This window comes from Sphingomonas cannabina, assembly GCF_021391395.1.
Lineage (GTDB): Bacteria > Pseudomonadota > Alphaproteobacteria > Sphingomonadales > Sphingomonadaceae > Sphingomonas > Sphingomonas cannabina.
In genome coordinates this window covers 4,253,603-4,266,537 of the sequence record NZ_CP090059.1, presented here as the reverse complement: position 1 = coordinate 4,266,537, position 12,935 = coordinate 4,253,603, and the positions used below count along the sequence as shown (strand labels likewise).

Sequence of the window (12,935 nt, the reverse complement as noted above, 5' to 3'; positions counted from 1 at the left end):
CCTCCGCGTCCTCCGCGTCTCCGCGTGAACAAAAAATAAGCCTCACGCCTGAGCCGCTCGCTCCCGTGCATAGGTTTGGGTGCCGTGCGTGATCACCTCGTCGCCCGTAACGATCTCGCCGACCGGGATGTCGGGGAGCGGCAGGATCTCCGCATACAGCGGGGCGAAGTCGGTCTCGACCGTCACGCGCAGCAGCTCGTCGAAGCTGGGCACGACGAAATAATTCTGCTGGAAGTCGTCGATGCGGTATTCGGTCCGCATCACGCGCCGCAGATCGAACATGATCCGGTTGGGGCTGGGATCGTCGAGTGCGAACTGCGATTCGGCATAGCTGGAGACGATGCCGGAGCCGTAGATGCGCAGCCCGTCAGGCTCGGCGATCAGGCCGAACTCGACCGTGTACCAGTAGAGGCGGGCGAGCTGCTTGAGCGCGCCCAGCTCCAGTGCGCGGAGGCCGCCGCGGCCATAGGCGGCGAGATAGTCGGCGAACACCGGATCGGCGAGCATCGGCACATGGCCGAACACGTCGTGGAAGACGTCCGGCTCCTGGAGATAGTCGAGCTGGTCGGGACGGCGGATGAAATTGCCCGCGACGAAGCGGCGATTGGCCATATGGTCGAAGAACACGTCGTCGGGCACCAGTCCCGGCACCGCCACCACCTGCCACCCCGTGAGCTTCGTCAGCCGTTCCGACAGCTCCTCGAAATTGGGGATGCCGCCGTCGGAAAGCTTGAGCGCATGCAGCCCGCGCAGATACGCCTCCGATGCGCGGCCGGGGAGCAGCTTCGCCTGGCGGGCGAACAGCGTGTCCCAGGTGGCGTGCTCCTCCGCGGTATAGTGCTGCCAATCCTGCGGGATCGTCCAATCGGCGGCAGCGCCTTCCGGCGGGGAATCGAGTACATGGGAATCTTCGGCCATGATGCGAGCATAGCATAGTTGCAGATGAAACGAAGTGGCAGGCGACGGATCGCGACATGGCTCGGCCGGGGGGCGGCGGCGATCGCGCTGGCGATCCTCGCCTATGCCACGGCCGGGCTGGTCGGCGGCAGCATCCCGGCGAACCGCGGCTGGCATCCGCCGGAACAGGGCGTGCGCATCTACGTTGAGGACAATGGCGTGCACACCGGCATCGTCGTGCCGGCGTCGGCGGCGAGAGTCGCATGGAGCGATCTGGTGCGACCCGAGCATTTCCGCGACCCGCGCTACGCCGGCTACGGCTGGCGGAGCTTCGGCTGGGGCGATCGCGATTTCTATCTCAACACGCCGACCTGGTGGGACGTGAGCCCGCGTCTCGTCCTGCGCAGCGCGATCGGCAGCGACACCACCGTGATCCACGTCGACGCGATTCCCGAACCGCGCGTCGGGCCCGGCGTGCGCTCGATCGTGCTGAGGCCCGAGGAATATCGCCGCCTTGCCGCTTTCATCCGGGCGAGCTTCGCGGAACAGGCGGGCCACCGCTTCGGTTATGGTGCCTATGACGCCTTCTACACCGCGCGCGGCCGCTACAGCGCGATTCGCACCTGCAACAGCTGGACCGGCGAGGCGCTGCGTGCAGCGGGGGTCAGGATTGGCGCATGGACGCCCTTTCCCGTAACGGTGATGACATGGCTGCCCGCGCCCTCAAGCTGAAGCCGCCGCCCGCCCGGCTGTGGATCAGCGAATGGCCGCGCGGCGCGATCAATGCGGCGCGACTTGCCGGAGCCAGGCGGCGGCTGCGGGAGGTGCCGCGGGGCGACGGCCGGCCGGTGCTGGTGCTGCCGGGGCTGTTCAACTCGGACCGGTCGAACTTCGCGTTGCGCGGCTATCTCAATCGGCTCGGTTATCGCGCCTTTCCCTGGGTGCTGGGGCGCAATCTCGGCGCGCGGACGATCGGCGTGGAGGGCGAGCGGCTCTTCGCGCGGATCGCGGCGGTGGCGGCGGAGACGGGCGCGCCGGTGACGCTGATCGGGGTGAGCCTCGGCGGGATCATGGCGCGGCTGGCGGCGCATCGCCGGCCCGATCTGGTGCGCGAGGTGATCACGGTGAGCTCGCCCTTCGCCGGCGATCCGCGCGCGACCAATGTGTGGCGTGCCTTCGAATGGCTGACCGGCGAGCGTATCGACGACCCCCGCGTCGCCGCGCTGCGTGAGGAGATCGCGCGGCCGTTGCCGGTGCCGGCCACCGCGATCTGGAGCGCCTCGGACGGTCTGGTGAACGGACGCGCCTGCCGGATCGGGGGGGAGAGGGCGATCGAGGTGGTAAGCAGCCATGTCGGGGTGCAGCTCAACCCTGACGTGCTGGTAGTGATCGCGAAGGTGCTGAACGGCCAGAACGCCGATCACGATTGAGACGGGTTTGCTCCGCGCCCGGAACGGGATACGGAACCATGCTGCAAATAGCGCGGCGAGCTGCGGAATTGCCCAGATGCTGACAGCCTTGGACGCTCCAGACGAAGCGCTCGATTCGGCGGAGCAGTCCTTCGTCGCCAAGATTCGCGAACACGGGTGGTTCCGGACTGGTGTGTTCGCCGACGCGGACGGCCTCGGATTTTCCTATACTACGGGTTTTTGGCGAAATGCCGGCCACCCGGAACTGATCATGTTCGGCATGAAGGACGAGACTGCCCACGACATATTCTGGGATTTGTATCGAGGTGCTGTGGCGGGCATCGATCTTCCGGTCGGCAAGCGAGCCGAGGGCATATTCGGAAATGCCCCTGCCTACGTCTTTCCCGTGGCCAAGCGACACTACAAAGATCATCTCGGCTGGAGCCGCTGGTTCTATGCAGGGGACGAATTTCCCTGCTTGCAGATCGTATGGCCCGATCGGACCGGTCTGTTTCCTTGGGAGGACCAGTTCGACCGGTCGTTCGAAAACAGCCAGATCGATCTCACGGAAAGAGGTTGGCGCTCTGCCCTCGCCGACTGAAGCGATCGCTGTTCGGATCCGTCAGTTTTGCCGAGTGGGATCGCCGTCACCCGCTCGATAACCGCTATATTGCGCGCAGTTGGGATCGTCGGGGTTCTTCTTGCAGTGCTTTTCCCACTTCTTGCGCTGCTTGCCTTCTTCCGCTTCCTGCTTGCGCATCTTGCGGCCGTAGTTGCGGTCGGCCTCCTCCTGGCTGGTGGTCGACCAGTCGACGGCCTGGCTGCCCGCCTTCACCGGCAGCGTGGCGACATCCCACGCCGCCTTGGCGACGCAGCCGCCGGTCACGAGGCCGGCGAGCGGCAGGAGAAGCACGAACTTACGCATCGAACATCCTCAGTGGCCGGCGACGAAATGGTCGCGGGCCTGGACGCCATCTAACGGAAAATCCGTGAAAAAGCCATCGATGCCGATCTCGAGCTGGCGCGCGATGTCGTCGCGGATGCGGCCGTGCGTGCGTGGATCGGGGCCGGTGCGAAAAGCGGGCGCAAGGAAGAAATTCTCCGCGCGGAAGGTCCACGGATGGACCTTGAGCCCGGCCGCATGGGCGTCGGCGACCAGGCTGGACGGCGGACCGTCGCCCATCACCACCATGTCCCTGTTGGGGCCGATGCCATAGGCATAGGCGGCGACCGCCTTCAGTCCCTCAGGCATCGCCATCGCGGCATAGCTCGGCGCGGCGCCGTCGGCCGGGCCGCCCTCCGCATCCATGAGCTGGATCAGGCGCACCTTGGTCTGGATGTGGAGGCGCTCCAGGTTGTTCACCTCGAACGATTGGATGAACACCGGCGCGTCGGCGCGGTCCCAATCGGCCTTCTTGAGCTCGGCGAGCAGCAGGCCGTCGGTTGGATGCCCGATCGCGGCGAAATAGGTCGGGTGCTTGGTCTCCGGATAGACGCCGACGTTGTGCCGCTTCGCCAGCGCGATCACCTCGGCGAAGGTCGGGATCTCGAACCGGCCGTCATACTTCGCATTGTCGGGACGGAGCTGCGGCAGCCGTTCTTTGGCGCGCAGCGTCTTGAGCTCCGCCAGGGTGAAATCCTCGGTGAACCAGCCGGTCATCGTCACGCCGTCGATGGTCTTGGTCGCCTTGCGGTCGGCGAACTCGGGATGGGCGGCGACGTCGGTCGTGTCCGTGATGTTGTTCTCATGCCGCGCGACCAGCACGTCGTCCTTGGTCGGCACCAGATCGGGCTCGATGAAGTCGGCGCCCTGCTCGATCGCGAGCTCGTAGGAGGCGAGCGTATGCTCGGGCCTGAGGCCGCTGGCGCCGCGATGGGCGATGACGATCGTCTTGGAGCTGTCCATCGCGCCAGCCTGCACCGGCGCGGCGAGCAGCGCCAGCAGGAGGATGTTGCCGAGGCGGAACAAGCGCGTCATCATCGGGGAAACCAACCCATCTCCAAGCGTTACCGCGGCATGTCCGCCGGGGCGAGGCCAATGCATTCCACCGCCGAGAAGTCACGCGTATGACGCCGCGCCCGGAAAGCCGTACGAACGATGGCCGATAACGATTCCGTCCTTGCCGCCGCACGCGCGTGGAAGGGAGCGCCGATGGCGCTGGCCACGGTGGTGTCGACCTGGGGCTCGGCGCCGCGGCCCAGGGGCTCGCACATGATCGTCCACCAGGACGGACGGTTCGAGGGATCGGTGTCGGGCGGCTGCGTCGAGACCGACATCCTCACCACCGCCGCGGAGGTGATCGCGGGTGCGCCGGCGGTGCTCAGGACCTATGGTGTCGCCGATGCCGCGGCCTGGGAGGTGGGGCTGCCATGCGGCGGCGAGATCGCCGTGCTGGTGCAGCCGGTGTCGGCGGAGGGATTCGATCCGGAGCTGTTCGACCGAATCGACGAGGCGCGCGCCGAGGGGCGGGCGCTCAGCGTCAACACCGACCTCGGCAGCGGACAAAGCAGCCTCCGCCCGCTGGAGGCGGGATTCGTCAACCGTTACGATCCGCCGCGCCGGCTGCTGATCGTCGGCGCGGTTCAGATCGCGCAGGCGCTCGCCGGCATGGCGCGAGAGCTGGGGGTGAAGACCACCGTAATCGATCCCCGCGCCCGCTTCCTCACTGAAGAGCGCTTTCCCGGCGTGACGCTCGACGATCGCTGGCCGGACGAGGCGATCGTCGCCTATGCCCCCGATCCGGCGACGGCGGTGGTGACGCTCAGCCACGACACCAAGATCGACGATCCCGCCCTCATCGCCGCATTGTCGGCGCCGACCGGCTATGTCGGTGCGCTGGGATCGCGCAAAAGCCACGCCGCGCGGCGCGAACGATTGGCCGCCGCGGGCATTGGAGAGGCTGATCTCGCCCGTATCGACGGCCCGGTCGGACTCGACATCGGCGCGGTCGGCCCGGCCGAGATCGCGCTTTCGATCGCTGCCGCCATGGTGAGGGCCTTCCATGATCCGAGCTGAAGACACCGCCCTCGTCCTGCTCGCCGCCGGCCGATCGCTCCGCTTCGACGGTGCCAGCCGCGATAAGCTCGCGGAGGAATTCCTCGACAAGCCGCTCGCGCTCCACGTCGTCGTCGCGCTGGAGGCGGTGCCGTTCAAGCGTCGGATCGCGGTGGTATCCGGCACTGTCGTCGATTTCGCCGCGTGCGGCTATGAGGTGGTGACCAATCCCGAACCCGAGCGCGGCATGGCACGCTCGCTGCATTTCGGTATCGACGCGGCGCAGAAGGCCGGTGCGGAGGCGGTGATGATCGCGCTCGCCGACATGCCGCGCGTCACGGCCGCGCACATCTACCGTCTGCTCGACTATGCCAGCGGGCCGGATGCGGTGCTCGCTTCCAGCGACGGCGTTGCCCCGCGTCCGCCGGCACTGTTCGGGCGCGACCACTTCGACGAACTGATGAAGCTCGAAGGCGACCAGGGCGCGCGTAAGATCATCGCCGCCGCCCATCACGTCATCACCTCCGAGGCCGAGCTGGTCGACATCGACACGGTCGAGGACCTGCAGCGGCTGCGCAGGCTCTACGGCCTCGGCGACGACGGGGAGGGGCACGACCGCTCCGAGAGATAACCGTCGTCCCGGCGGAAGCCAGGATCTCCAGCGAAGGCGCGATACGGCATGAGATCCCGGCTTTCGCCGGGATGACGGACTTTATTCGTGCCGCAGCGCGTCGATCGGGTTCAGCGCCGCTGCGCGCTGTGCGGGGAAATAGCCGAACACCACGCCGATCAGCGCCGAGATGGCGAAGGCGACGAAGTTGATCTGCGGATCGAACAGATAGTCGACCTGGATCAGCGGCGAGATCACGATCACCGCAATCTGCCCGAGCACTAGCCCGACCAGGCCGCCCAGCATCGACAGCACGATCGATTCGACCAGGAACTGCATCAGCACCTCGCTGGCCACCGCGCCGATCGCCAGGCGAATGCCGATCTCGCGCGTGCGCTCGGTCACCGACACCAGCATGATGTTCATGATGCCGATGCCGCCGACCACCAGGCTGATCGCCGCCACCGCCGCGACGATGCCGGTGAGCATGGTTGTCGATTGAGTGAGCGCGTCGCTGATCTGCTTGGTATCGAAGATGTTGAAGTCGTCGTCCTTGCCCGCGGTGATGTTGCGCCGCTCGCGCAGCAGGTCCTCGATCGATGCCTGGACGGTGGCGGTCGAATAATCGTCGTCGACGCCGACCAGTATCAGCCGGATGTCGCGGGTGCCGGTGAAGCGGCGCTGCACCGCCTTGATCGGCATGATGACGACATCGTCCTGGTCGCCGCCGAAGCCCTGCTGGCCGCGGGTCGAGAGCACGCCGATCACGTCGCACGAGATGCCGCCGATCCGCATTCGCGTGCCCACCGCGCGGCCGCCGCGGTAGAGATTGGTGTAGACTGTGCTGCCGATGATGCACGCGGCCTTGCCCGCCGCTTCCTCCATCGGGGTGAAGGTGCGGCCCTGCTGCGTCGGCCAGGGCTGGACCTGGAAATAGGCGTTGGTGGTGCCGTTGATCGTGGTCGACCAGTTGGAGCCCTCGTAGATCGCGGTGCCGGTCGACTGCGCTTGCGGGGCGACCGCGGTGACGCCGGTGATCTGGTGCTGGATCGCCTCGACGTCCTCGGGCTTGAAGTCGGGCGGGCGCGGCCCGCCGCCGCCGCGGCCGAAGCCCTGACCGGGGCGGATCTGGAGCACGTTGGTGCCGAGCGCGGCGATCTGCTTCTGCACCGCCGCGGTGGTCGCCTTGCCCAGCGTCACCATCGTCACCACCGCCGCCACGCCGATGACGATGCCGAGGATGGTGAGGAACGAACGCAGGATATGCCGCCGGATCGACCGGATCGCGAGGACGAAGGTCGTGCCGATCATGCCACCGGCGCTCCCTGCCGGTGGTTCTCCTCGATCCGCTCGACCAGCCCGTCCTTGAAGTGGACGACCGTGTGGGCGAACGCCGCCATGTCGGGCTCGTGCGTCACCATGAGCACGGTGATGCCGCTGTTCTTGTTGAGGTCGGTCAACAGCTCCATGATCTCGATCGAGCGTTCGCTGTCGAGATTGCCGGTCGGCTCGTCGGCGAGCAGCACGGCGGGCTCGGTCACGATCGCGCGGGCGATGGCGACGCGCTGCTGCTGGCCGCCGGAGAGCTCGGCGGGGGTATGGTCCCACCACTCCGCGAGGCCGACCTTGTCGAGCGCGGCCATGCCCTGGTCGTGACGCGCCTTGCGGTCCTCGCCGCGGTAGAGCAGCGGCAGCTCGACATTCTCGAGCGCGCTGGTGCGCGAGAGCAGGTTGAAGCCCTGGAACACGAAGCCGAGGTAGCGCCGCCGCAGCAGCGCGCGCTGGTCGCGGTCGAGCGTCTCGACATGATGGCCGCGGAACAGGAAGGTCCCTTCGGTCGGCACGTCGAGGCAGCCGAGGATGTTCATCGTCGTCGACTTGCCGGAGCCCGACGGGCCCATCACCGCGACGAAATCGCCGGCCTGGATGTCGAGGTCGACGCCCTTCAGCGCCTGGAAGGCGGTCGCGCCCTCGCCATAGGTCTTGGTGACCCCGCGCAGCGAGATGATCGGATCACCGGCCACGTCAGCCACCGCCGCCCGGACCGCCCGTGCGCTGGCGCCGCTGTCCCTTGGTGGCGGCGCGGTCGCTGTTGCCGGAGAGCTGGCCGGTGATCACCTGCATGCCCGGCTTGAGGTCGCCGCCGGTCACTTCGGTGACGGTGCCGTCGGTGTCGCCGGTGGTGATCTGGATCGGCTTGGGATTGCCCTGTTCGTCCTTGACGTAGATCGTCTGCTGCGCGCCGCGGTCGGTGGTGACCTCGCGCTGCGCCCGGTTGCCGATGCGGCGCGGGCGCATGCCGATCGCGCCCGTGATGCCTCCGCCCGACTGGGCGGTTGTCGCCGTCTGGGGGCGGAAGCGGAGGGCGGCGTTGGGGACGAGTAGGACATTCCCCTTCTGCGTGGTGACGATGTCGGCGGTTGCCGTCATGCCGGGGCGGAGCTCGAGTGTCGGATTGCCGACGGTCAAGTCCGCGGCATAGGATACCACCTGCCCTTGCGTGCTCGACGTACCGCTGGTGGAAGAGGACGATGACGACGTCGCGTTGGCGACCGTCAGGTTCGATCCCAGGTCGACGCGGGTGATCACCGCCGGGAAGGTCTTGCCCGGGAAGGCGTCGACGGTGAACTTGGCGTTCTGGCCGAGCTGGACCTGGCCGACGTCGGCCTCGTCGATCGCGACCTCCAGCTTCATCTTGGAGAGGTCCTCGGCGATCACGAACAGCGTCGGCGTGTTGAACGAGGCGGCGACGGTCTGGCCCGGATCGACCTGGCGCGCGAGCACCACGCCCGACACCGGCGAGACGATCACCGCGCGGGCACGCTGGGTGCGCGACTGGGCGAGCTGCGCCTGGGCCTGCGTCACCGCCGCCTGCGACGCCTTGAGCGAGGCGACCGCGCGGCTGTAGTTGGCGCGCGCCGTCTCCATCTCGGTCTTGGCCGGGACGCGGCCGCCCGACAGGCGCGAGACCTCCTCCATCCGGTGGAGCTGCGCCTGCGCCTCCGCCACCGTCGCCTGCTGGACGCGGACCTGCGCCTGGTTGGCGGCGATCTGCGCCTCGCCCTGGCGGATCTGGTCGTCGATCTGCTCGGGATCGATCAGCGCGAGCGGCTGGCCGGCGGTGACGCGGTCGTTGACGTCGACCATCACCTTGGTGACCAGGCCCGACAACTGAGAGCCCACCGTCACCTGATTGGTCGGCGCGAGCTTGCCGGTCGCCGAGACGGTGACGGTGAGATTGCCCCGCCGCGCCGCCTGCGTCTCGAACTCGGGCTTGCCGGCGGTACCGAACACGCAGCGCGAGACGAGCAGCGCGAGCAGCAGCAGGACGACGACGATCGCCACCCATTTCGCCCAGCGCCGCCAGGCGGGAACCTTCTTGGCGCCGAGGAAGTCGTTGAGCTCTGCGGTGTTGGTAGCCATCAGCGGTCCTGCAGCGGTGGCGAAGGGGGTATGCCCGCGGCGACGGTGCCCTGCGGGGCGCCGGCGGGCGGCGCTTCGGGCACGGCGGTGCTGTCCCAGCCGCCGCCGAGCGCGACATAGAGCTGGACGAGCGCGGTCGCGCGGTCGGATTGCGCCTGGGTGAGGCCGTTTCGTGCGGAGAGCAGCGACGCCTCGGCCTGATTGAGCGTGGTGAAGTCGGTGAGCCCGGCCTGGTACTGGCTGCGCGAGAGGATCGCGGTGGTGTTCGCGGCATCCAGCGCCACCGCGAACTCGCGTTCGCGCGCCTCGGCGGCCTTGAGCGCGACGATCGCGTTCTCGACGTCCTCCAGCGCGGTCAGCACGGTGCCCTTGTAGGCGAACAGCGCGCCGTCCGCCGCCGCCTCGTTCGAGCGCACCTGCGAGCGCACGCGGCCGCCGTCGAAGATGAGCTGGGTGAGGCCGGCGAAGACGCTGCCGGTGATGATGTCGCCGATCGAACCGATCATGTTGGCGTTGGTGTCGATGCTGCCGGTGAGGCGCAGCGCGGGGTAGAGCTGCGCCTTGGCGACGCCGATCTGGGCGGTCGCGGACGCGAGGTTGCGCTCGGCGGCGAGCACGTCGGGACGCTGGCGCAGCGTCTCGGCCGGGATGCCGACGCCGACCGTCTTCGGGCCCTCGGGGATCGGCCTCACCGCCTCCATCTCGCCTTTGAGCGCGCCTGGCGCCTGGCCGGTCAGGACCGCGAGGCGCGAGACCGCAGCATTGTAGCTCTGCTCGATCGGCGGGATCGAGGCTGCGGTCTGCGCCCGCTGCGAGCGCGCCTGCTCCTGGTCGAGCGAGGAGACGAGGCCCGCCTGCACGCGCCACTGCGCTATCTGCAGATTGTCGTCCTGGATCGCGAGCGATGCCTTGGCATTGACGAGGTTCGCCTGCGCCTGCCGCGCGAGCATGTAGTTGCGCGCGATCTCCGACTGGGTCGAGATCAGCACCGAGGCATAGTCGTAGCCCGTCGCCTGATATTGCGCGCGGCTGCTCTCGATGCCGCGGCGGACGCCGCCGAACAGGTCGACCTGATAGGAGGCGTCGGCGCCGATCGAGAAGCTGTCGTTCGAGCTGCGCGAGATGTTGGTGACGGTGCCGTCGGGCAGGGTGATCGTGCTGGTGCCGCCGCGGATGTTGACGTTGCGCGAATAATTGCCCGACCCGCTGACGCTGGGCAGCAGGTCGGCGCGCGCCTGCACCAGCGATTCGCGCGCCTGGCGGAGCCGCGTCACCGCCTGCGCCACGTCGAGGTTGGTGGCGGCGGCGCTGGCGACCAGCCGCTGGAGCAGCGGATCGTCGAAGCGCGTCCACCATTGGGTCAGGTCCTCGCGCCGGGTGCTGTCCGCCGGCACCGAATAGGCATCCGGCACGCCGAGCTGATCGGCGGTCCTCGGGTGATAGTCCGGTCCCACGGCGCAGCCGGCGAGCGCGCCCGAGGCGGTCAGGATGACGAGCAGGCTACGCGGCATCATGCGCGATGAGATGACCGGACAAGGCCCGGCCGTCCAGCGGATTTATGTCGCGAATTGTCGTCGATCGGAAATGTTCGTTCAGACTTGCGCCCTCCCATGACCCTTGGGCAAAGGGCGCGGCAAAGGAGATTGCAGATGGCCGACGTCTATCCGGTTCCCGAGGAGTGGGCGCGCCATGCGCGGGTCGACGCGGCCCGTTACCGGACGATGTACGACGCCTCGCTCGCCGATCCGGACGGCTTCTGGCTGGAGCAGGCCAAGCGCCTCGATTGGATCGTGCCGCCGACGAAGGCGGGCGAATGGAGCTTCGACGAGGCGGATTTCGGCATCCGCTGGTTCGCGGACGGCCGGCTCAACGTCGCCGCCAACTGCCTCGACCGTCACCTCGCCAGCCGCGGCGGCGACACGGCGCTGATCTGGGAGCCGGACGATCCTGCCGAGGAGCCGAGGCGCTTCACCTATCTCCAGCTGTTCGAGGAGGTGTGCCGCTTCGCCAACGTGCTGAAGGCGGAGGGCGTCAGGAAGGGCGACCGCGTCACCATCTACATGCCGATGATCCCCGAGGCGGCGTTCGCGGTGCTCGCCTGCGCGCGGATCGGCGCGATCCATTCGGTGGTGTTCGGCGGCTTCTCGCCCGACGCTCTCGCCGGCCGCATCCAGGATTGCGATTCGAAGATCGTCGTCACCGCCGACGAGGGCCGCCGCGGCGGCAAGCGCGTGCCGCTCAAGGCGAACGTCGATGCGGCCGCGGCGCGCACGCCGAGCCTGGAGCGCGTGATCGTGGTCAAGGCGACGGGCGGCGACATCGTGATGGGCGAGCGCGACGTCTGGTATCACGATGCGGCGGCCAGGGTCTCCGCCGACTGCCCGGCCGAGGCGATGGACGCCGAGGACCCGCTGTTCATCCTCTACACCTCGGGATCGACGGGGAAGCCCAAGGGTGTGCTGCACAGCTCGGCAGGATATCTGCTGTGGGCGAGCCTCACCCATGAGCTGGTGTTCGATTACCGGCCGGGGCAGGTCTATTGGTGCGCGGCCGACATCGGCTGGGTGACCGGGCACAGCTACATCCTCTACGGCCCGCTCGCCAACGGCGCGACCACGCTGATGTACGAAGGCGTGCCCAACTGGCCCGACGCCAGCCGCATCTGGCAGGTGGTCGACCGCCACCAGGTCGAGATCCTCTACACCGCCCCGACGGCGCTGCGCGCGCTGATGCGCGAGGGCGACGAGCATGTGGCCAGCACCAGCCGCAAGAGCCTCAAGCTGCTCGGCACCGTCGGCGAGCCGATCAATCCCGAGGCATGGCGCTGGTATTACGACGTGGTCGGCGAGGGCCGCTGCCCGATCGTCGATACCTGGTGGCAGACCGAGACCGGCGGCCACATGATCACCCCTCTCCCCGGCGCCACCGACTTGAAGCCCGGCAGTGCGACGGTGCCCTTCCTCGGCATCGAGCCGCAGGTGGTGGATACCGAAGGCAAGGTGCTGGAGGGCGCGACCGAGGGCAATCTGGTGATCGCGCGCAGCTGGCCGGGGCAGATGCGCACCGTGTGGGGCGATCATGCGCGCTTCTTCCAGACCTATTTCACCACCTATCGCGGCAAATATTTCACGGGCGACGGCTGCCGCCGCGACGAGGACGGATACTGGTGGATCACCGGCCGCGTCGACGACGTCATCAACGTCTCCGGCCACCGCATGGGCACCGCCGAGGTCGAGAGCGCGCTGGTGCTCCACCCCAAGGTCGCCGAGGCGGCGGTGGTCGGGATGCCGCACGACGTGAAGGGGCAGGGCATCTATGCCTATGTCACGCTCAACGCCGGCGAGACGGCGAGCGAGGCGCTCCGCACCGAGCTGGTCAAATGGGTCCGCACCGAGATCGGCCCGATCGCGACGCCGGACGCGCTCCAGTTCGCGCCGGGCCTGCCCAAGACGCGCTCGGGCAAGATCATGCGCCGCATCCTGCGCAAGATCGCGGAAGGGGACGTGTCGAGCCTCGGCGACACGAGCACGCTCGCCGATCCGGCGGTGGTCGACGATCTGGTGGTGAACCGGGTGGGAAAGATCTAGAAATGCGGTGACGA

At 68.1% G+C, this 12,935-nt stretch carries 13 protein-coding genes; 6 read left to right on the top strand and 7 right to left on the bottom strand.

The window, feature by feature from the left end:
- Positions 1-42: 42 nt before the first annotated feature.
- A complete protein-coding gene (gene phhA, locus LZK98_RS19930; RefSeq protein ID WP_233784248.1) occupies positions 43-918 on the bottom strand; it encodes a phenylalanine 4-monooxygenase in 876 nt (291 codons plus the stop codon).
- 24 nt (positions 919-942) lie between these two features.
- Between phhA and LZK98_RS19925 the strand changes: the two genes are divergently transcribed.
- The 3 genes from LZK98_RS19925 to LZK98_RS19915 all read left to right on the top strand — a co-directional run bounded on the left by LZK98_RS19925 (position 943) and on the right by LZK98_RS19915 (position 2,907).
- Positions 943-1,629, top strand: coding sequence for a TIGR02117 family protein (locus tag LZK98_RS19925; protein WP_233784247.1), 687 nt, complete (start codon positions 943-945; stop codon positions 1,627-1,629).
- On the top strand, positions 1,605-2,327 hold the full coding sequence (locus LZK98_RS19920) for an esterase/lipase family protein (RefSeq protein ID WP_233784246.1): 723 nt from the start codon (positions 1,605-1,607) through the stop codon (positions 2,325-2,327). Before LZK98_RS19925 ends, LZK98_RS19920 begins: the two co-directional genes overlap by 25 nt.
- Before the next feature lie 76 nt (positions 2,328-2,403).
- A complete protein-coding gene (locus LZK98_RS19915) occupies positions 2,404-2,907 on the top strand; it encodes a DUF4262 domain-containing protein (RefSeq protein ID WP_233784245.1) in 504 nt (167 codons plus the stop codon).
- Between the two features lie 21 nt (positions 2,908-2,928).
- Here the strand turns inward: LZK98_RS19915 and LZK98_RS19910 are convergent, their stop codons facing one another.
- Positions 2,929-3,231 carry a hypothetical protein gene (locus LZK98_RS19910; protein WP_233784244.1) on the bottom strand — a complete coding sequence of 101 codons (303 nt, stop codon included), beginning with the start codon at positions 3,229-3,231 and terminating at the stop codon, positions 2,929-2,931.
- A 9-nt stretch (positions 3,232-3,240) separates the two neighbouring features.
- Positions 3,241-4,284 (bottom strand): glycerophosphodiester phosphodiesterase, encoded by a 1,044-nt coding sequence (locus LZK98_RS19905; protein ID WP_406694232.1) that lies wholly within the window; start codon positions 4,282-4,284, stop codon positions 3,241-3,243.
- A gap of 120 nt (positions 4,285-4,404) precedes the next feature.
- Between LZK98_RS19905 and LZK98_RS19900 the strand changes: the two genes are divergently transcribed.
- Both LZK98_RS19900 and LZK98_RS19895 read left to right on the top strand, forming a co-directional pair.
- Positions 4,405-5,322: an XdhC family protein gene (locus LZK98_RS19900; protein ID WP_233784243.1), complete on the top strand. Its 918-nt coding sequence runs from the start codon at positions 4,405-4,407 to the stop codon at positions 5,320-5,322.
- Positions 5,309-5,932 (top strand): nucleotidyltransferase family protein, encoded by a 624-nt coding sequence (locus tag LZK98_RS19895; protein ID WP_233784242.1) that lies wholly within the window; start codon positions 5,309-5,311, stop codon positions 5,930-5,932. Before LZK98_RS19900 ends, LZK98_RS19895 begins: the two co-directional genes overlap by 14 nt.
- An 81-nt stretch (positions 5,933-6,013) precedes the next feature.
- On the opposite strand, the gene LZK98_RS19890 is transcribed toward LZK98_RS19895, so the two are convergent.
- From LZK98_RS19890 to LZK98_RS19875, 4 genes are read right to left on the bottom strand one after another with little or no spacing between them, the layout of a single operon-like run.
- Positions 6,014-7,222: an ABC transporter permease gene (locus LZK98_RS19890; RefSeq protein WP_233784241.1), complete on the bottom strand. Its 1,209-nt coding sequence runs from the start codon at positions 7,220-7,222 to the stop codon at positions 6,014-6,016.
- Positions 7,219-7,935 (bottom strand): ABC transporter ATP-binding protein, encoded by a 717-nt coding sequence (locus LZK98_RS19885; protein WP_233786650.1) that lies wholly within the window; start codon positions 7,933-7,935, stop codon positions 7,219-7,221. Before LZK98_RS19885 ends, LZK98_RS19890 begins: the two co-directional genes overlap by 4 nt.
- A 1-nt stretch (position 7,936) precedes the next feature.
- Positions 7,937-9,334 carry an efflux RND transporter periplasmic adaptor subunit gene (locus LZK98_RS19880; RefSeq protein ID WP_233784240.1) on the bottom strand — a complete coding sequence of 466 codons (1,398 nt, stop codon included), beginning with the start codon at positions 9,332-9,334 and terminating at the stop codon, positions 7,937-7,939.
- Positions 9,334-10,848 carry an efflux transporter outer membrane subunit gene (locus tag LZK98_RS19875; RefSeq protein ID WP_233784239.1) on the bottom strand — a complete coding sequence of 505 codons (1,515 nt, stop codon included), beginning with the start codon at positions 10,846-10,848 and terminating at the stop codon, positions 9,334-9,336. Before LZK98_RS19875 ends, LZK98_RS19880 begins: the two co-directional genes overlap by 1 nt.
- Positions 10,849-10,983: 135 nt before the next feature.
- Here LZK98_RS19875 and acs point away from each other — a divergent pair, with 135 nt between their 5' ends.
- Positions 10,984-12,921: an acetate--CoA ligase gene (gene acs, locus LZK98_RS19870; RefSeq protein WP_233784238.1), complete on the top strand. Its 1,938-nt coding sequence runs from the start codon at positions 10,984-10,986 to the stop codon at positions 12,919-12,921.
- The last annotated feature ends 14 nt before the right edge of the window (positions 12,922-12,935 follow it).

Bases quoted from the DNA above. Each gene is read 5' to 3' on its own strand.
- phhA (WP_233784248.1), bottom strand. From the start codon at position 918: ATGGCCGAAGATTCCCATGTACTCGATTCCCCGCCGGAAGGCGCTGCC.
- LZK98_RS19925 (WP_233784247.1), top strand. From the start codon at position 943: ATGAAACGAAGTGGCAGGCGACGGATCGCGACATGGCTCGGCCGGGGG.
- LZK98_RS19920 (WP_233784246.1), top strand. From the start codon at position 1,605: ATGGCTGCCCGCGCCCTCAAGCTGAAGCCGCCGCCCGCCCGGCTGTGG.
- LZK98_RS19915 (WP_233784245.1), top strand. From the start codon at position 2,404: ATGCTGACAGCCTTGGACGCTCCAGACGAAGCGCTCGATTCGGCGGAG.
- LZK98_RS19910 (WP_233784244.1), bottom strand. From the start codon at position 3,231: ATGCGTAAGTTCGTGCTTCTCCTGCCGCTCGCCGGCCTCGTGACCGGC.
- LZK98_RS19905 (WP_406694232.1), bottom strand. From the start codon at position 4,284: ATGACGCGCTTGTTCCGCCTCGGCAACATCCTCCTGCTGGCGCTGCTC.
- LZK98_RS19900 (WP_233784243.1), top strand. From the start codon at position 4,405: ATGGCCGATAACGATTCCGTCCTTGCCGCCGCACGCGCGTGGAAGGGA.
- LZK98_RS19895 (WP_233784242.1), top strand. From the start codon at position 5,309: ATGATCCGAGCTGAAGACACCGCCCTCGTCCTGCTCGCCGCCGGCCGA.
- LZK98_RS19890 (WP_233784241.1), bottom strand. From the start codon at position 7,222: ATGATCGGCACGACCTTCGTCCTCGCGATCCGGTCGATCCGGCGGCAT.
- LZK98_RS19880 (WP_233784240.1), bottom strand. From the start codon at position 9,334: ATGGCTACCAACACCGCAGAGCTCAACGACTTCCTCGGCGCCAAGAAG.
- LZK98_RS19875 (WP_233784239.1), bottom strand. From the start codon at position 10,848: ATGATGCCGCGTAGCCTGCTCGTCATCCTGACCGCCTCGGGCGCGCTC.
- acs (WP_233784238.1), top strand. From the start codon at position 10,984: ATGGCCGACGTCTATCCGGTTCCCGAGGAGTGGGCGCGCCATGCGCGG.